The organism is Citrobacter sp. Ce104, assembly GCF_030334595.1.
Classification (GTDB): Bacteria; Pseudomonadota; Gammaproteobacteria; order Enterobacterales; family Enterobacteriaceae; genus Citrobacter; species Citrobacter europaeus.
This window is the reverse complement of record NZ_JAOWDP010000062.1, coordinates 84,695-102,943: the sequence shown is the minus strand read 5'-3', so window position 1 is coordinate 102,943 and position 18,249 is coordinate 84,695. Positions and strand designations below refer to the sequence as shown.

At 54.6% G+C, this 18,249-nt stretch carries 13 protein-coding genes and 1 pseudogene; 10 read left to right on the top strand and 4 right to left on the bottom strand.

The genetic code is table 11. The annotated features are described in order from the left end of the window. Positions 1–54: 54 nt before the first annotated feature. The 4 genes from yhhW to gntU all read left to right on the top strand — a co-directional run bounded on the left by yhhW (position 55) and on the right by gntU (position 3,981). Entirely contained in the window at positions 55–750 is a 696-nt protein-coding gene (yhhW, locus tag OGW16_RS08765) for a quercetin 2,3-dioxygenase (RefSeq protein WP_003023472.1), read from the top strand. Between the two features lie 223 nt (positions 751–973). Further along, positions 974–1,969: a gluconate operon transcriptional repressor GntR gene (gntR, locus tag OGW16_RS08760; protein WP_016157654.1), complete on the top strand. Its 996-nt coding sequence runs from the start codon at positions 974–976 to the stop codon at positions 1,967–1,969. 141 nt (positions 1,970–2,110) lie between these two features. Beyond that, the gene (gene gntK, locus OGW16_RS08755; RefSeq protein ID WP_003023475.1) at positions 2,111–2,641 is read left to right on the top strand and encodes a gluconokinase; all 531 of its coding nucleotides are present in this window, start codon (positions 2,111–2,113) and stop codon (positions 2,639–2,641) included. Then, the gene (gene gntU / locus OGW16_RS08750) at positions 2,641–3,981 is read left to right on the top strand and encodes a gluconate transporter (protein WP_047408130.1); all 1,341 of its coding nucleotides are present in this window, start codon (positions 2,641–2,643) and stop codon (positions 3,979–3,981) included. Before gntK ends, gntU begins: the two co-directional genes overlap by 1 nt. On the opposite strand, the pseudogene OGW16_RS08745 reads toward gntU, so the two are convergent. The 3 genes and pseudogenes from OGW16_RS08745 to yhgN form a co-directional block, all read right to left on the bottom strand. Then, positions 3,904–4,078 (bottom strand): annotated as a pseudogene (locus tag OGW16_RS08745) (MarC family protein); the annotation flags it as partial. The gene gntU and the pseudogene OGW16_RS08745 overlap by 78 nt on opposite strands. After that, on the bottom strand, positions 4,077–4,523 hold the full coding sequence (locus OGW16_RS08740; protein ID WP_286518295.1) for a hypothetical protein: 447 nt from the start codon (positions 4,521–4,523) through the stop codon (positions 4,077–4,079). The pseudogene OGW16_RS08745 and the gene OGW16_RS08740, both read right to left, overlap by 2 nt. A gap of 460 nt (positions 4,524–4,983) precedes the next feature. Continuing rightward, positions 4,984–5,577, bottom strand: coding sequence for an NAAT family transporter YhgN (gene yhgN, locus OGW16_RS08735; RefSeq protein WP_003023480.1), 594 nt, complete (start codon positions 5,575–5,577; stop codon positions 4,984–4,986). 190 nt (positions 5,578–5,767) lie between these two features. Between yhgN and asd the strand changes: the two genes are divergently transcribed. The 6 genes from asd (at position 5,768) to glgP (ending at position 16,516) form a co-directional block, all read left to right on the top strand. Then, positions 5,768–6,874 (top strand): aspartate-semialdehyde dehydrogenase, encoded by a 1,107-nt coding sequence (asd, locus tag OGW16_RS08730; protein WP_043018595.1) that lies wholly within the window; start codon positions 5,768–5,770, stop codon positions 6,872–6,874. 273 nt (positions 6,875–7,147) lie between these two features. Continuing rightward, entirely contained in the window at positions 7,148–9,331 is a 2,184-nt protein-coding gene (glgB, locus tag OGW16_RS08725) for a 1,4-alpha-glucan branching enzyme (protein WP_286518293.1), read from the top strand. Then, entirely contained in the window at positions 9,331–11,307 is a 1,977-nt protein-coding gene (gene glgX, locus OGW16_RS08720; protein ID WP_286518291.1) for a glycogen debranching protein GlgX, read from the top strand. Before glgB ends, glgX begins: the two co-directional genes overlap by 1 nt. A gap of 13 nt (positions 11,308–11,320) precedes the next feature. Further along, positions 11,321–12,616: a glucose-1-phosphate adenylyltransferase gene (glgC, locus tag OGW16_RS08715; RefSeq protein WP_043018592.1), complete on the top strand. Its 1,296-nt coding sequence runs from the start codon at positions 11,321–11,323 to the stop codon at positions 12,614–12,616. Beyond that, positions 12,616–14,049: a glycogen synthase GlgA gene (gene glgA, locus OGW16_RS08710; RefSeq protein WP_047408145.1), complete on the top strand. Its 1,434-nt coding sequence runs from the start codon at positions 12,616–12,618 to the stop codon at positions 14,047–14,049. Before glgC ends, glgA begins: the two co-directional genes overlap by 1 nt. A gap of 19 nt (positions 14,050–14,068) precedes the next feature. After that, the gene (gene glgP, locus OGW16_RS08705) at positions 14,069–16,516 is read left to right on the top strand and encodes a glycogen phosphorylase (protein ID WP_075145537.1); all 2,448 of its coding nucleotides are present in this window, start codon (positions 14,069–14,071) and stop codon (positions 16,514–16,516) included. Positions 16,517–16,658: 142 nt separating this feature from the next. Here glgP and glpD read toward each other — a convergent pair whose 3' ends face one another. After that, the gene (gene glpD, locus OGW16_RS08700; RefSeq protein ID WP_043018589.1) at positions 16,659–18,167 is read right to left on the bottom strand and encodes a glycerol-3-phosphate dehydrogenase; all 1,509 of its coding nucleotides are present in this window, start codon (positions 18,165–18,167) and stop codon (positions 16,659–16,661) included. Positions 18,168–18,249: the final 82 nt, after the last annotated feature.

Sequence of the window (18,249 nt, the reverse complement as noted above, 5' to 3'; positions counted from 1 at the left end):
CCACACGGATTGAGTCCACACTTACTCCATCGAAAACATCTGGGGGTGAACACAATGATCTATTTACGCAAAGCTAATGACCGTGGCCACGCTAATCATGGCTGGCTCGATTCCTGGCATACCTTCTCTTTTGCCAACTACTATGACCCGAACTTTATGGGGTTCTCGGCACTGCGCGTGATTAACGATGATGTAATCGACGCAGGCCAGGGCTTTGGCACTCACCCCCATAAAGACATGGAAATCCTGACCTATGTGCTGGAAGGTGCAGTGGAGCATCAGGACAGCATGGGCAACAAAGAGCAGGTTCCGGCCGGTGAGTTTCAGATTATGAGCGCCGGGACGGGGATCCGTCACTCGGAGTATAACCCGAGCAATACTGAGAAACTGCATCTGTATCAGATCTGGATCATGCCGCAGGAAAACGGTATTACGCCGCGCTATGAACAGCGCCGTTTCGATGCCGCCCAGGGTAAACAACTGGTGCTGTCGCCGGATGCCCGTGATGGTTCGCTGAAAGTTTACCAGGATATGGAGCTGTACCGTTGGGCGCTGGTCAAAGATGAGCAGTCGGTGCATCAGATTGCCGCTGAACGCCGCGTCTGGATCCAGGTGGTAAAAGGCAATGTCACCATTAATGGCACCAAAGCGACCACCAGCGACGGCCTGGCCATCTGGGATGAACAGGCAATTTCGATTCATGCCGACAGCGATAGTGAAGTGTTACTGTTTGACCTGCCGCCAGTCTAAAAATACACGGCATCCTTCAAGCTGCATCTGTGTTGGCTTTCCTCGCTCACCCCGGTCGCGTACTTAATGTACGCTCCCGGGGATTTACTGCGTCGCCGCCTTGATGCAACTCGAATGATTTTGTGTATTTCTCACAATAAAAAACTCCTTTTTTTCTCTGCGAAGGTTCACGCACGTCCGTGGTAAACTGGGGGAATCTATCCCTTTTTAACGCTTCAGGACGATGAAAAAGAAAAGACCCGTACTTCAGGATGTAGCCGACCGCGTGGGCGTGACCAAAATGACGGTCAGTCGCTTTTTGCGTAACCCGGAGCAGGTCTCCGTGGCGCTGCGGGGCAAAATTGCCGCTGCACTTGATGAGCTGGGTTATATTCCCAATCGCGCTCCTGATATCCTTTCTAACGCCACCAGCCGCGCGATCGGCGTGCTGTTACCCTCTCTTACTAACCAGGTTTTTGCTGAAGTGCTACGCGGCATTGAGGCCGTCACCGACGCCCATGGTTATCAAACTATGCTCGCGCACTACGGCTATAAACCTGAGATGGAACAAGAGCGCCTGGAGTCGATGCTGTCGTGGAATATTGATGGCCTGATCCTCACCGAACGTAGCCATACGCCCCGTACGCTGAAAATGATTGAGGTTGCGGGTATCCCGGTGGTTGAACTGATGGACAGCCAGTCACCGTGTCTGGATATTGCCGTCGGCTTCGACAACTTCGAGGCCGCGCGCCAGATGACCGCCGCTATTATCGCCCGTGGGCACCGTCATGTTGCCTATCTTGGCGCACGTCTTGATGAACGTACTATCATCAAACAGAGAGGCTACGAGCAGGCAATGCGCGATGCTGACCTGGTGCCGTATAGCGTGATGGTGGAGCAGTCTTCTTCCTACTCATCCGGTATTGAACTCATTCGTCAGGCGCGACGTGAATACCCGCAGCTTGATGGCGTCTTCTGTACCAACGATGACCTGGCGGTAGGGGCGGCTTTCGAATGTCAGCGTTTAGGGCTGAAAATCCCTGATGATATGGCGATTGCCGGATTCCACGGTCACGACATCGGACAGGTGATGGAGCCGCGTCTGGCGAGCGTGCTCACGCCGCGTGAGCGAATGGGCAGCATTGGCGCAGAGCGCCTGCTGGCGCGCATTCGTGGTGAAGCAGTCACACCTAAAATGTTAGATTTAGGTTTCACCTTGTCACCGGGCGGATCTATTTAAGCCAACAACTTTGAAGTAGCTCACACTTATACACTTCGAGCACGAATGGATATTGCTTCTCTATTTATCCGGCTGGACAATGTTACCGATAACAGTTACCCGTAACAATTTCCTGATTCTTGTACCAGTGGGGGCAACGCTTTGAGCACGACTAATCATGATCACCACGTTTACGTTCTGATGGGCGTATCGGGCAGCGGTAAATCTGCTGTCGCCAGCGAAGTGGCGCATCAACTGCAGGCCGCGTTTCTTGATGGCGATTTTCTCCATCCGCGCAGCAACATCATGAAAATGGCTTCCGGTGAGCCACTTAACGATGACGACCGTAAACCGTGGTTACAGGCGCTGAATGACGCCGCCTTCGCGATGCAGCGGACCAATAAAGTTTCGCTGATCGTCTGTTCCGCCCTGAAAAAAGTCTACCGCGACCAGCTGCGCGACGGTAATCCAAACCTCTCTTTCATCTATCTGAAAGGGGATTTTGACGTTATCGAAAGCCGCCTGAAGGCGCGTAAAGGCCACTTCTTCAAAACGCAGATGCTGGTGACCCAGTTTGAAGCGCTGGAAGAACCGGGTGCCAATGAAAACGATGTACTGGTGGTCGATATCGATCAACCACTGGACGGTGTGGTCGCCAGCACCATTGAGGTTATTAACCAGGGCAGTAAGTAGTGAGTACATTAACGCTTGTTTTAACAGCAGTAGGGTCCGTTTTATTACTGCTGTTTTTAGTGATGAAGGCGCGTATGCACGCTTTCGTTGCTTTGATGGTGGTATCCATTGGTGCAGGTCTCTTTTCCGGTATGCCGCTCGATAAAATCGCTGCGACCATGGAAAAAGGGATGGGAGGCACGCTCGGTTTTCTGGCGATTGTTGTGGCGCTGGGGGCGATGTTCGGCAAGATTTTGCATGAGACGGGCGCGGTCGATCAGATTGCCGTCAAAATGCTGAAATCTTTCGGTCACAGCCGCGCGCATTACGCGATTGGCCTGGCCGGTCTGATTTGCGCGCTGCCGCTGTTCTTTGAGGTGGCAATTGTGCTGCTGATTAGCGTGGCGTTCTCAATGGCGCGCCACACCGGTACTAACCTTGTAAAGCTGGTCATTCCGCTGTTTGCGGGCGTGGCGGCTGCCGCAGCGTTCCTGCTGCCGGGGCCTGCGCCAATGCTGCTGGCCTCTCAGATGCACGCCGACTTTGGCTGGATGATCCTGATTGGTCTGTGCGCCGCGATTCCGGGCATGATTATCGCCGGGCCGCTGTGGGGTAACTTCATCAGCCGTTATGTTGAGCTGCACGTACCGGAAGACATTACCGAGCCGCATCTGGGTGAAGGCAAAATGCCATCCTTTGGCTTCAGTTTATCGCTTATCCTGCTGCCGCTGGTGCTGGTTGGCCTGAAAACTATCGCCGCACGCTTTGTGCCGGTCGGTTCTTCAACCTACGAATGGTTCGAGTTTATCGGTCACCCGTTTACCGCGATTCTGGTGGCGTGTCTGGTGGCGATTTACGGTCTGGCGATTCGCCAGGGCATGCCAAAAGACCGCGTGATGGAGATCTGCGGGCATGCGCTGCAGCCGGCGGGAATTATTCTGCTGGTGATTGGTGCGGGCGGTGTGTTCAAACAGGTACTGGTGGATTCCGGCGTGGGTCCGGCACTGGGTGAAGCATTAACCGGCATGGGCCTGCCGATTGCCATCACCTGCTTCGTGCTGGCGGCGGCGGTGCGTATCATTCAGGGTTCCGCGACCGTGGCCTGCTTAACGGCGGTCGGTCTGGTGATGCCGGTGATTGAGCAACTGAACTACTCCGGGGCCCAGATGGCAGCGCTGTCTATCTGTATCGCGGGTGGCTCTATCGTCGTCAGTCACGTTAACGACGCCGGTTTCTGGCTGTTCGGTAAATTTACCGGCGCGACCGAAGCGCAAACCCTGAAGACCTGGACGATGATGGAAACCATCCTCGGCACGGTCGGTGCGATTGTCGGTATGATTGCCTTCCAGCTGCTGAGCTGAGTCTTGTTGCCCGGTGGCGCTGCGCTTACCGGGCCTGGAATCGATCACAGAACCACATCTGTAGGCCGGGTAAGGCGAAGCCGCCACCCGGCTTTTTACAGCATCATCACACCATCCTCGGTTTTCAACCAACGCGGCGCTTTTAACGTATCGGCGAAATAGCCTACCAAATCCTGCAGTAAATCACCCGCCACGCGTTCCATCTCGTCAGACAGCGTTTTGCTCATCAGTAAATGCGTCAAAAGCTGGCAGTAACGCCCCATCTGATCTGGTTCGGGTTCAAAGAGGGGAGAGCGGGTCGGTAAGGTTTCTACCGTCAGGCTGGCCTGTAGATGCTGCGGTACAGGTTCCGTTAAGGTTGGTTGCAGTAGTGCCAGACAGGCCGACAGGCGCGCACAAATCGCCAGTTTTTCAACAGGGTCATGACATTCAACAAGCCATTCGACAAAACGCTCACAGTTATCCGCCAGCTCGGTGAAGTCCGTGGCATGGCTAAAGGGCAGGGTAAATAAAGAGTGTGAAAAGAGAGGGGTCGTTGCCATAGGGCAGCCTCCGATGAGTGATTTTCATCCACCACTGGAGAGGCTAATCTCACTGGAGGTGGAGCCGAACAGGGTTAGCCTTACCGGCCTCATCGGATACCGGCGCGTCTTGCGACACCCCCGCCCGGTCCACCATTGGAGTGTACCTAAGCGTGCGACACAAAAATACTTGCGTCACCGATGAAGGAGTTCAGAAGGCTAATTCTGGCACCTGATTTTGCAGGTGCAGCGAGAAGATAATGCTTATCCGTGATGCTGACAAGAGGGCATTCCGGAAGGCGCTTCGCAGAAATGAAAATACGCTTTTTCAGAGACTTAAATGATTGAGGTGTTTCTCATAAACACATTCACGGCGCTGATTGCCCGGTGGCGCTAGCGCTTACCGGGCCTACAAACGAGCAACATATCAACACCGTAGGCCGGGTAAGGCGAAGCCGCCACCCGGCGTAAAGTGAGTGCGTTACCCCTTCATCCACATCCGCACGCCGTCGAGGAACATCTGGGTTGCCATCATCACCAGAATCAATCCCATCAGGCGCTCCAGCGCGTTAACCCCTTTCTCCCCCAGCAGGCGTAAAAACAGCGAAGACTGCAGCAAAATCACGAATGTCCCGCCCCAGGCGATCAGCAGCGCAATCACCAGATGCCCCATCTGGTTCGGATACTGATGTGACAACAGCATTAATGACGCCAGGATTGTCGGACCGGCGACCAGCGGAATCGCCAGCGGCACGATAAACGGCTCTTCGCCTGCCGGAAGTCCGGTGCTATTCCCGGTGGCGCTGGGGAAAATCATCTTGATGGCGATCAGGAATAAAATAATGCCCCCGGAGATCGACACGGTCTCCGCGCGCAGGTTCAGAAATGCCAGAATTTTCTCGCCCGCAAACAGGAATATCAGCATCACCAACAGCGCAATGAACAGCTCGCGAATCATAATCGCGCGACGGCGTTTTGGTTCGGTATGTTTCAATACGGACATGAAAATGGGCAGATTTCCGAGCGGATCCATAATCAGGATCAATAAAACTGCCGCTGAAATGATTTCATTCATAACTCAAATTCCCTGATAATTACCGCGGACTTTCTGCTTGCTTGCGCAGCGGGATAAGTCGCATTACTGATGGCTTCGCTATCATTGATTAATTTCACTTGCGACTTTGGCTGCTTTTTGTATGGTGAAGGATAGGCCAGTAGGATACTGGTTAGCATACACAGCACACATCTCTGCAGGAAAAAACGCTATGAAAAATGTTGGTTTTATCGGCTGGCGCGGTATGGTCGGCTCTGTACTCATGCAACGCATGGTTGAGGAGCGTGACTTCGACGCCATTCGCCCTGTTTTCTTTTCTACTTCCCAGCTCGGGCAGGCGGCACCTACATTCGGTGGAACCGCGACCGGCACGCTTCAGGACGCTTTTGATCTGGACGCGCTGAAGGCGCTCGATATCATCGTGACCTGTCAGGGCGGCGATTATACCAACGAAATCTATCCAAAGCTTCGTGAAAGCGGTTGGCAGGGTTACTGGATTGACGCGGCCTCTTCGCTGCGTATGAAAGACGATGCCATCATCATTCTCGATCCGGTTAACCAGGATGTCATTACTGACGGCCTGAATAAAGGAATTAAGACCTTTGTCGGCGGAAACTGTACCGTTAGCCTGATGCTGATGTCCCTTGGTGGCCTGTTTGCCAATGACCTGGTTGACTGGGTTTCCGTGGCGACCTATCAGGCGGCTTCCGGCGGCGGCGCGCGTCATATGCGCGAACTGTTGTCCCAGATGGGTCATCTGTATGGCCATGTGGCCGATGAACTGGCGACCCCTTCCTCTGCTATTCTCGATATCGAACGCAAAGTGACGGCCCTGTCCCGCAGCGGTGAACTGCCGGTTGATAACTTTGGCGTACCGCTGGCCGGTAGCCTGATTCCGTGGATCGACAAACAGCTTGATAACGGTCAGAGCCGTGAAGAGTGGAAGGGACAGGCCGAAACCAACAAAATTCTTGATACGTCTTCTGTGATCCCGGTCGATGGTCTGTGCGTGCGCGTCGGCGCGCTGCGCTGCCACAGCCAGGCGTTCACCATTAAACTGAAAAAAGATGTGTCTATTCCGACCGTGGAAGAACTGCTGGCGGCGCACAATCCGTGGGCCAAAGTCGTGCCAAACGATCGGGATATCACTATGCGTGAGTTAACCCCGGCGGCCGTTACCGGCACGCTGACCACGCCAGTAGGCCGTCTGCGTAAGCTGAATATGGGACCGGAGTTCCTGTCAGCCTTTACCGTAGGCGACCAGTTGCTGTGGGGGGCTGCGGAGCCATTGCGCCGTATGCTGCGCCAATTGGCGTAATAGTTTGTTAACGATCAAGGGGTGAGGAATCACCCCTTTTTTTGCGTAATACAGGAGTAAGCGCAGATGTTTCATTTTTTACCAGGAGTAAGATAAAGCATTGGCTATTCTTTAAGGGTGACTTAGTACCGGAGGTATTAAGTTGTTGCCTGAAGGTGGGACGACGCAGAGAGGATGCACAATTGTGCTGCGCCGTTCAGGTCAAAAAAAGTGTCACTACCTGATGTCGAAAATCAGTTGGAAGGGGTGACACCATAAAACAGGATGACAACCATGTCCGTTCGTATCGATAGAGACGTGATTAATGCGCTAATTGCAGGCCATTTTGCGGATCCTTTTTCCGTACTCGGTATGCACCAAACTGATGCTGGACTTGAAGTCCGCGCCCTATTACCTGACGCCACCGAAGTGTGGGTGATCGAACCCAAAACCGGACGTAAAGTCGGCAAGCTGGATTGCCTCGACTCTCGCGGTTTTTTCTGTGCTGTACTTCCCCGCCGTAAAAATTTCTTTCGCTATCAGTTGGCCGTTGTCTGGCATGGACAACAGAATCTGATTGATGACCCTTATCGTTTTGGCCCGCTGATCCAGGATATGGATGCCTGGCTGTTATCTGAAGGTACGCACCTGCGACCTTACGAAACGCTGGGCGCGCATGCGGATACCATGGATGGCGTAACAGGTACGCGCTTCTCCGTCTGGGCGCCTAACGCTCAACGTGTGTCAGTGGTTGGGCAGTTCAACTACTGGGATGGCCGTCGCCACCCGATGCGCCTGCGCAAAGAAAGCGGTATCTGGGAGTTGTTTATCCCCGGTGCGCAACAGGGTCAGCTGTATAAATACGAGATGATCGATGCGAACGGTAAGCTGCGAATCAAAGCGGATCCTTACGCCTTCGAAGCGCAAATGCGCCCGGAAACCGCGTCGCTTATCTGCGGCCTGCCGGAAAAAGTGGTGCAAAGCGAGGAGCGCAAAAAAGCCAACCAGTTTGATGCGCCGATCTCTATCTATGAAGTGCACCTGGGTTCATGGCGTCGTCATACCGATAACAACTTCTGGCTGAGCTACCGTGAGCTGGCGGATCAACTGGTTCCTTACGCCAAGTGGATGGGCTTTACTCATCTCGAACTGTTGCCGATTAACGAGCATCCGTTCGACGGTAGCTGGGGCTACCAGCCTACCGGCATGTATGCGCCGACCCGTCGCTTTGGGACGCGTGATGATTTCCGCTATTTTGTGAATGCCGCGCATCAGGCCGGACTGAACGTCATTCTCGACTGGGTGCCGGGCCATTTCCCGTCGGACGACTTTGGTCTGGCAGAGTTTGATGGCACCAACCTGTATGAGCACAGCGACCCGCGAGAAGGGTATCACCAGGACTGGAACACGCTGATCTACAACTACGGTCGCCGTGAAGTCAGCAACTACCTGGTGGGCAACGCCCTGTACTGGATTGAACGCTTTGGTATCGATGCGCTACGCGTGGATGCCGTGGCGTCGATGATTTATCGCGACTACAGTCGTAAAGAAGGGGAATGGGTCCCGAACGAATTTGGCGGTCGTGAAAACCTCGAAGCTATTGAGTTTTTACGCAATACCAACCGAATTCTTGGCGAGCAGGTGCCAGGTGCGGTGAGCATGGCGGAAGAGTCCACCGACTTTGCCGGCGTCTCAAGGCCGCAGGATATGGGCGGTTTAGGGTTCTGGTATAAGTGGAACCTCGGCTGGATGCACGACACGCTGGACTACATGAAGCTGGATCCGATTCATCGTCAGTACCATCACGACAAGCTGACCTTCGGCATGCTGTACAACTACACCGAAAACTTCGTCCTGCCGCTGTCGCACGATGAAGTGGTGCACGGTAAAAAATCCATTCTCGACCGCATGCCGGGAGACGCATGGCAGAAGTTCGCCAATCTGCGCGCCTATTACGGCTGGATGTGGGCCTTCCCGGGCAAGAAACTGCTGTTTATGGGCAATGAGTTCGCTCAGGGGCGTGAGTGGAACCATGACGCCAGCCTCGACTGGCATCTGCTGGAGGGCGGTGATAACTGGCACCACGGTGTACAGCGTCTGGTACGCGATCTGAACCTTACCTATCGCCACCACAAAGCGCTGCACGAGCTCGACTTTGATGTCTATGGCTTTGAATGGCTGGTGGTGGATGACAAAGAACGTTCGGTGCTGGCTTTCGTTCGTCGTGACAAAGTTGGTAATGAAATCATCGTTATCAGCAACTTTACGCCAGTGCCTCGCCACGGCTATCGCTTCGGTATCAACCAGCCGGGCAAATGGCGCGAGATCCTCAATACCGACTCGACGCATTACCACGGCAGTAATACCGGCAACGGCGGCGCGGTGCAAAGCGATGAAATCGCCAGTCATGGTCGTCAGCACTCACTGAGCCTCACGTTGCCGCCGCTGGCAACGGTCTGGCTGGTTCGGGAGGGGTAATGACGCAACTGGCAACCGGCAACGCCACCCCCCATGGTGCAACGTATGACGGCCATGGCGTCAATTTCACACTCTTCTCGGCCCACGCTGAACGCGTTGAATTATGCGTATTCGATGAGCAAGGCTGCGAACTCCGCTATGACCTGCCGGGGCGTAGCGGCGATGTCTGGCACGGCTATCTGGCCAACGCCCGTCCAGGTCTGCGCTATGGTTATCGTGTACATGGTCCATGGCAACCGCAGCAGGGCCACCGGTTTAATCCGGCGAAGCTGCTGCTTGACCCTTGCGCGCGTCGGGTGGATGGCGAGTTAAAAGATAACCCGCTGCTGCACGGCGGGTTAAATGAACCGGATAATCATGATAATGCCGCCATTGCGCTGAAGGGCGTGGTGGTGTCTGACCATTATGACTGGGAAGACGATGCCGCGCCGCGCACGCCGTGGGGCAATACCGTGATTTACGAAGCGCATGTTAAAGGGCTGACGTATTTGCATCCTGACCTGCCGGAAGAGATTCGCGGAACCTACAAGGCGCTGGGACATCCGGTGATGATCGACTATTTCAAGCGCCTCGGCATTACCGCCCTGGAGCTGCTTCCGGTGGCGCATTTTGCCAGCGAACCGCGGCTTCAGCGGCTGGGCCTGTCGAACTACTGGGGCTACAACCCGGTGGCGATGTTCGCGTTGCATCCGGCTTATGCCTGCTCACCGGAGAGTGCGCTTGATGAGTTTCGCGATGCGGTAAAAGCGCTGCACAAAGCGGGGATTGAGGTCATTCTCGACATCGTTTTGAACCACAGCGCCGAGCTTGATCTCGAAGGGCCCGTCTTCTCGCTGCGCGGAATTGATAACCGTAGCTATTATTGGATCAGGGACGATGGTGATTACTACAACTGGACCGGTTGTGGGAACACCCTCAACCTGAGCCATCCAGGCGTTGTGGAATATGCATGCGAATGCCTGCGCTACTGGGTTGAAACCTGTCATGTGGATGGTTTTCGTTTTGATTTGGCTTCCGTCATGGGGCGTACACCTGCGTTTCGTCAGGATGCGCCGCTGTTTACCGCGATCCAAAACTGTCCGCTGCTCTCACGCGTTAAGCTGATTGCGGAACCGTGGGATATTGGTGAAGGCGGGTATCAGGTGGGGAATTTCCCCCCGCCGTTTGCCGAGTGGAATGATCATTTCCGTGATGCGACGCGACGCTTCTGGCTCCAGCGTAACCTCTCGTTGGGCGAGTTTGCCGGCCGTTTTGCCGCATCCAGCGACGTGTTTAAACGCCAGGGCCGCAAACCCAGCGCTACGGTCAATCTGGTGACCGCGCACGACGGTTTTACGCTACGTGACTGTGTTTGCTTCACAAATAAGCACAATGAAGCGAATGGTGAGGAAAATCGCGACGGCACTAGCAATAACTACAGCGACAATCATGGTAAAGAAGGATTAGGCGGCACGCTGGACCTGATTGAGCGGCGGCGCGACAGCATTCATGCGCTGTTAACCACGCTGTTGCTCTCACAGGGGACGCCGATGTTGTTGGCGGGCGATGAGCATGGTCATAGCCAGCACGGCAACAATAACGCTTACTGCCAGGATAACGCCTTAACCTGGCTGGACTGGCAGCAGGCAAACAGTGGGCTAACCACATTTACCGCCGCGCTGATTCATCTGCGCCGACAAATACCTGCATTAACAGGTGATTGCTGGTGGGAAGAGGGCGACGGCAATGTGCGTTGGCTGAATAAGTACGCACAACCCTTAAGTGCGGATGAGTGGCAAAACGGCCCGAGGCAGATGCAAATTCTGCTTTCAGACCGTTTCCTGATTGCAATAAACGCCACGCTTGAGGTGACAGATATCGTTTTACCTGAAGGGGAATGGCACGCTATTCCCCCATTTGCCGGAGAGGATAATCCGGTGCTTACGGCTGTCTGGCAGGGACCTGCGCACGGACTGTGTGTGTTCCAGAGAAGATAAAAAGGAGTTAGTCATGGTGAGTTTAGAGAAGAACGATCGTGTAATGTTGGCGCGCCAGCTGCCATTAAAATCTGTTGCCCTGATCCTGGCCGGTGGCCGCGGCACCCGCCTGAAAGATTTAACCAACAAACGTGCCAAACCCGCCGTGCACTTTGGTGGAAAGTTCCGCATTATCGATTTTGCTTTATCCAACTGTATTAACTCCGGGATCCGTCGCATTGGCGTGATCACCCAGTACCAGTCCCACACGCTTGTGCAGCACATTCAGCGCGGCTGGTCGTTCTTTAGCGAAGAGATGAATGAGTTTGTCGATTTGCTACCTGCCCAGCAGAGAATGCAGGGTGAAAACTGGTATCGCGGCACGGCGGATGCGGTGACCCAAAACCTGGACATCATTCGACGCTATAAAGCGGAATATGTGGTGATCCTCGCGGGCGATCATATCTACAAGCAGGACTACTCACGCATGCTGATCGACCACGTCGAGAAAGGCGCGCGTTGCACCGTGGCCTGTATGCCAGTGCCTATTGAAGAGGCCAGCGCGTTTGGCGTGATGGACGTGGACGACACTGATAAAATTATCGAGTTCGTTGAAAAACCTGCCAACCCGCCAGCTATGCCAGGCGATCCGACCAAATCCCTTGCCAGTATGGGGATCTACATTTTTAACGCCGACTACCTGTATGAATTGCTGGCGGAAGATGACCTCGATGAAAACTCCAGTCACGATTTCGGCAAAGACATTATCCCGAAAATCACTGAAGCTGGCATGGCGTATGCACATCCATTCCCGCTGTCCTGCGTGCAGTCTGACCCGGAATCCGAGCCGTACTGGCGCGATGTGGGAACGCTGGAAGCCTACTGGAAAGCGAACCTCGATCTGGCTTCGGTGACCCCTGAACTGGATATGTACGACCAGGACTGGCCAATCCGTACGCATATGGAGTCTCTGCCACCGGCGAAATTTGTGCAGGACCGTTCCGGTAGCCACGGTATGACGCTGAACTCGCTGGTTTCCGGCGGCTGTATTATTTCTGGTTCGGTGGTGGTGCAGTCCGTTTTGTTCCCGCGAGTGCGGGTGAATTCATTCTGTAACATTGATTCGGCAGTGTTGTTACCTGAAGTGTGGGTGGGACGTTCGTGCCGCTTACGTCGTTGCATTATCGACCGTGCCTGCGTTATTCCTGAAGGCATGATCATTGGTGAAAACGCGGAAGAAGATGCACGTCGTTTCTACCGTTCAGAGGAAGGTATTGTGCTGGTCACGCGTGAAATGCTGCGCAAACTGCAGATCAAACAGGAGCGATAATGCAGGTTTTACACGTTTGTTCAGAGATGTTCCCCCTGTTAAAAACCGGGGGACTGGCGGATGTTATTGGGGCGTTACCCGCAGCGCAAATAGCGGACGGCGTGGATGCCCGCGTGTTGCTCCCGGCGTTTCCTGATATTCGTCGCGGCATTCCCGATGCGCAGGTCGTGACGCGTCGGGATACCTTCGCCGGACGTATCACGCTGCTTTTCGGGCATTTCAACGGCGTGGGTATTTACCTGATTGACGCGCCGCATCTCTATGACCGTCCCGGTAGCCCGTATCACGACACTAACCTGTTTGCCTATACGGATAACGTACTGCGTTTTGCGCTGCTGGGTTGGGTCGGCTGTGAAATGGCCTGCGGCTTTGACCCATTCTGGCGCCCGGATGTGGTGCATGCGCACGACTGGCATGCCGGACTGGCCCCGGCGTATCTGGCAGCGCGCGGCCATCCGGCGAAATCGGTGTTTACCGTACACAACCTGGCGTATCAAGGCATGTTTTATGCAAAGCATATGGATGACATCCAATTGCCATGGTCGTTCTTTAATGTGCACGGACTGGAGTTTAACGGACAGATTTCGTTCCTGAAGGCCGGATTGTACTACGCCGACCACATTACGGCAGTCAGCCCGACCTACGCGCGGGAAATTACCGAGCCGCAATTCGCCTACGGCATGGAAGGTCTGTTGCAGCAACGTCATCGTGAAGGACGTCTTTCCGGCGTGCTGAACGGCGTTGATGAAAAAATCTGGAGCCCGGAAACCGATCTGCTGTTGGCATCGCGATATACGCGCGACACGCTGGAGGAGAAGGCGGAGAACAAACGTCAGCTACAGATAGCGATGGGACTTAAGGTTAACGATAAAGTGCCGCTGTTTGCAGTCGTCAGCCGCCTGACCAGTCAGAAAGGGCTGGATCTGGTGCTGGAAGCGCTGCCGGGGTTATTAGAGCAGGGTGGGCAGCTGGCATTGCTTGGCGCGGGCGATCCGGTTTTACAGGAAGGTTTCCTCGCCGCGGCGGCGGAACATCCAGGGCAAGTGGGCGTGCAGATTGGTTACCACGAAGCCTTCTCGCACCGCATTATGGGGGGTGCCGATGTCATATTGGTTCCCAGCCGTTTCGAGCCGTGTGGCTTAACGCAGTTGTATGGACTGAAGTACGGTACGCTGCCGCTGGTGCGGCGCACCGGTGGGCTGGCTGATACGGTCTCTGACAGTTCGCTGGAAAACCTGGCGGACGGTATCGCCAGTGGGTTTGTATTTGAAGATAGTAATGCCTGGTCGCTGCTACGCGCGATCCGGCGTGCTTTCGTATTGTGGTCCCGGCCTTCGCTGTGGCGGTTTGTACAACGTCAGGCCATGACCATGGATTTTAGCTGGCAAGTCGCGGCGAAGTCATACCGTGAGCTCTACTATCGCTTGAAATAGATATCCAGGAATCACCTATATGAATGCTCCATTTACTTATGCATCGCCCACACTCAGCGTAGAGGCACTTAAGCATTCTATCGCCTATAAGCTGATGTTTACGATTGGTAAGGACCCGGTCATTGCCAATAAACATGAGTGGCTGAACGCCACGTTGTTCGCGGTGCGCGATCGTCTCGTGGAGCGCTGGCTGCGTTCTAACCGTGCGCAATTATCTCAGGAAACTCGCCAGGTCTATTACCTGTCCATGGAGTTTTTGATTGGCCGCACGCTTTCCAATGCACTGTTATCGTTGGGTATTTATGACGATGTCAAAAATGCGCTGGAAGGTATGGGGTTGGATCTTGAAGATCTGATCGACGAAGAAAACGACCCGGGTCTTGGCAACGGCGGTCTCGGGCGCCTGGCGGCCTGTTTCCTGGACTCACTGGCAACGCTGGGCCTGCCGGGACGCGGCTACGGTATTCGTTATGACTACGGCATGTTCAAGCAGAACATTGTTGATGGCCGACAGAAAGAGTCGCCGGACTACTGGCTGGAATACGGTAACCCGTGGGAGTTCAAACGCCACAATACGCGCTACAAAGTGCGTTTTGGCGGGCGTATTCAGCAGGAAGGTAAGAAAACGCGCTGGATAGAAACCGAAGAGATCCTCGCGGTTGCTTACGACCAGATTATCCCTGGTTACGACACCGACGCCACCAACACGCTGCGCCTGTGGAATGCCCAGGCCAGTAGCGAGATTAATCTCGGTAAATTTAACCAGGGCGACTACTTTGCGGCGGTGGAAGATAAAAACCACTCCGAGAACGTCTCCCGCGTACTGTACCCGGACGACTCCACCTATTCGGGACGCGAACTGCGTTTGCGCCAGGAGTATTTCCTGGTCTCCTCCACGGTGCAGGACATCCTGAGCCGTCATTACCAGCTGCACAAAACCTACGACAACCTGGCGGATAAAATCGCCATTCACCTCAACGACACCCATCCGGTGCTGTCGATCCCTGAGCTGATGCGCCTGCTGATCGATGAGCACAAGTTCAGTTGGGACGATGCGTTTGAGGTCTGTTGCCAGGTCTTCTCGTACACCAACCACACCTTGATGAGCGAAGCGCTGGAGACCTGGCCCGTCGATATGCTGGGCAAAATTCTGCCGCGCCATCTGCAAATTATTTTCGAGATCAACGACTACTTCCTTAAGACCTTGCAGGAACAGTACCCGAACGATACCAGCCTGCTGGGGCGGACGTCGATTATCGATGAATCTAACGGTCGCCGCGTACGTATGGCATGGCTGGCGGTGGTAGTGAGCCACAAGGTTAACGGTGTTTCCGAGCTGCACTCCAACCTGATGGTGCAGTCGCTGTTTGCTGATTTTGCGAAGATTTTCCCGACTCGTTTTTGCAACGTCACCAACGGCGTGACGCCGCGCCGCTGGCTGGCGCTGGCTAACCCGTCGCTCTCTGAAGTGCTGGATGAGAATATTGGCCGCACCTGGCGAACCGATCTCAGCCAGCTCAGCGAGCTTGAGCAGCATTGCGATTATCCGCTGGTAAATCAGGCGGTGCGCCGTGCGAAGCTCGAGAATAAAAAGCGTCTGGCCACGCTCATTGCCCAGCAGCTTAACGTGGTGGTGAACCCGAAATCGCTGTTTGATGTGCAGATCAAGCGTATTCACGAATACAAACGCCAGTTGATGAACGTGCTGCATGTAATCACCCGCTACAACCGCATTAAGGCCGATCCTGACGCCGAGTGGGTGCCGCGTGTGAATATCTTCGCCGGTAAAGCGGCTTCGGCCTATTATATGGCGAAGCACATCATTCACCTGATCAACGACGTCGCGAAGGTGATCAACAACGATCCGCAAATTGGCGACAAGCTGAAAGTGGTGTTTATCCCCAACTACAGCGTCAGCCTGGCGCAGGTGATTATTCCTGCTGCCGACCTGTCTGAGCAGATTTCTCTGGCCGGAACTGAAGCCTCTGGTACCAGTAATATGAAATTTGCCCTCAACGGCGCGCTGACCATCGGGACGCTGGACGGCGCCAACGTAGAGATGCTGGAGCACGTGGGCGCAGAGAATATCTTTATCTTTGGTAATACGGCGGAAGAGGTCGAGGCTTTACGCAGCCAGGGTTACAAGCCGCGTGAGTATTACGAGAAAGATGAAGAGCTACACCAGGTGCTGACGCAGATCGGCAGCGGTGTATTCAGCCCTGAGGAGCCGGGACGCTATCGTGACCTGGTGGACTCGCTGATCAACTTTGGCGACCACTATCAGGTTCTGGCGGATTATCGCAGCTACGTTGACTGCCAGGATAAGGTTGATGAACTGTATCGTCACCCGGAAGAGTGGACCACCAGGTCGATGATTAATATCGCCAACATGGGCTACTTCTCGTCGGACAGGACGATTAAAGAGTACGCCGAAAACATCTGGCATATTGATTCGGTGCGGTTGTAACAAGGGATAGGGTTAACTGTAGGCCGGATAAGGCGCTAGCCGCCATCCGGCAAAAAGCCCGGTGGCGCTGACGCTTACCGGGCCTACAGGGCGCTCGTTGCCGGGGGCGCTTCGCTTGCCCGGCCTACGTTCGTGTACTTGCTTACGACGCCAGCGACAGCTGGTGCTTCTCAATGTACTCCGACAACCACTGGGTCATGCGCGACTGCTGCTCAGCGTTCAGCCACATACCCTCTTTCGTGCGACGCCACAGCGCATCTTCCGCACGACGAACCCATTCGTGATCGACCAGATATTTCAGCTCGGCCTCATAGAACTCATGGCCGAAGTCTTCACCTAACTCGGCAAGCGAGGTGGCTTCGCCGATAATCCATTCGGTGTTGCTGCCGTAGGTGCGGGAATAATGGCGTGCCAGCGACTCGGTCAGGAACGGGTAGCGACGGCGCAGTTTGGCCGCGTAATCTTCGCGATCGCCGCCAATGTCACCACCTGGCAGAATGCACTCTTTCGTCCACGCCGGACCAATGCCCTGATAGTACGACGCCAGTTTTTCCATCGCGTGTTCAGCCAGCTTACGGTAGGTCGTCAGCTTACCGCCAAAGACCGACAGCAGCGGCGCTTTGCCATTTTCGTCGTGGATATCCAGCGTGTAATCACGGGTGATAGCCTGCGGCGAGTCGGACTCGTCATCGCACAGCGGACGTACGCCCGAATATGTCCAGACGATATCGTCACGGCCAAGCTGTTTCTTAAAGTGCGCGTTGTAGACCTTCAGCAGGTAATTGATTTCGCTCTCATCAATTTTCACCGCTTTCGGGTCGCCTTTGTATTCAACGTCGGTCGTCCCGATGATCGAGAATTCGTCCATCCATGGGATAACAAACACAATGCGTTTATCTTCGTTTTGCAGAATATAAGCCTGCTTCTGGGTATGTACGCGCGGAACCACGATGTGGCTACCTTTAATCAGGCGAATGCCATACGGCGATGGCAGATGCATGCCGTCGTCGAAGAACTCTTTCACCCACGGGCCGGTGGCGTTGACCAGCCCACGTGCCTGCCAGGTGTGCTTTTTGCCAGTATCGATATCTTCAGCTTCAACAATCCACAAACCGTTTTCACGGCGAGCGGAGGTGGCACGCGTGCGGGTTAATACTTCCCCGCCTTTGCGTACGACCATTTGGGCGTTTGCCAAAACCAGTCGCGCATCGTCTACCCAGCAGTCAGAATATTCGAAACCGCGCACAATCTCAGGTTTCAATACGGAGTCTGCGCCAAAACGCAAACCGGTAGAACTCGGCAAACTGGTGCGTTTGCCCAGATGATCGTACATAAACAGACCAATGCGGATCATCCATGCCGGGCGCAGGTGCGGGCGATGGGGCAGACGAAAGCGCATAGGAAAGGCGATATGCGGTGCCATTTTCAACAGCACTTCACGTTCGGCCAGCGCTTCGCTCACCAGGCGAAATTCGTAATGTTCCAGGTAGCGCAGGCCACCGTGAATGAGTTTGGAGCTAGCGGAGGAGGTTGCGCAGGCTAAATCCTGCGCTTCCAGCATCAGCACGGATAAACCGCGTCCAGCGGCATCTGCCGCGATACCGGCACCATTGATGCCTCCACCTATCACAATCAGATCTTTGGTTTCCATGCTGGCCTCTCGCACTTTCGTTATAGCTCATTAATGTTCGTTATCGAGCATAATAGCAAAGATTCGCGCCATTGGTAACATC

What these genes read in the sequence shown, in the direction of transcription:
- asd (WP_043018595.1), top strand. Translation starts at nt 5,768, where the DNA reads ATGAAAAATGTTGGTTTTATCGGCTGGCGCGGTATGGTCGGCTCTGTA.
- gntR (WP_016157654.1), top strand. Translation starts at nt 974, where the DNA reads ATGAAAAAGAAAAGACCCGTACTTCAGGATGTAGCCGACCGCGTGGGC.
- glgB (WP_286518293.1), top strand. Translation starts at nt 7,148, where the DNA reads ATGTCCGTTCGTATCGATAGAGACGTGATTAATGCGCTAATTGCAGGC.
- yhgN (WP_003023480.1), bottom strand. Translation starts at nt 5,577, where the DNA reads ATGAATGAAATCATTTCAGCGGCAGTTTTATTGATCCTGATTATGGAT.
- glpD (WP_043018589.1), bottom strand. Translation starts at nt 18,167, where the DNA reads ATGGAAACCAAAGATCTGATTGTGATAGGTGGAGGCATCAATGGTGCC.
- glgA (WP_047408145.1), top strand. Translation starts at nt 12,616, where the DNA reads ATGCAGGTTTTACACGTTTGTTCAGAGATGTTCCCCCTGTTAAAAACC.
- glgC (WP_043018592.1), top strand. Translation starts at nt 11,321, where the DNA reads ATGGTGAGTTTAGAGAAGAACGATCGTGTAATGTTGGCGCGCCAGCTG.
- glgX (WP_286518291.1), top strand. Translation starts at nt 9,331, where the DNA reads ATGACGCAACTGGCAACCGGCAACGCCACCCCCCATGGTGCAACGTAT.
- OGW16_RS08740 (WP_286518295.1), bottom strand. Translation starts at nt 4,523, where the DNA reads ATGGCAACGACCCCTCTCTTTTCACACTCTTTATTTACCCTGCCCTTT.
- glgP (WP_075145537.1), top strand. Translation starts at nt 14,069, where the DNA reads ATGAATGCTCCATTTACTTATGCATCGCCCACACTCAGCGTAGAGGCA.
- yhhW (WP_003023472.1), top strand. Translation starts at nt 55, where the DNA reads ATGATCTATTTACGCAAAGCTAATGACCGTGGCCACGCTAATCATGGC.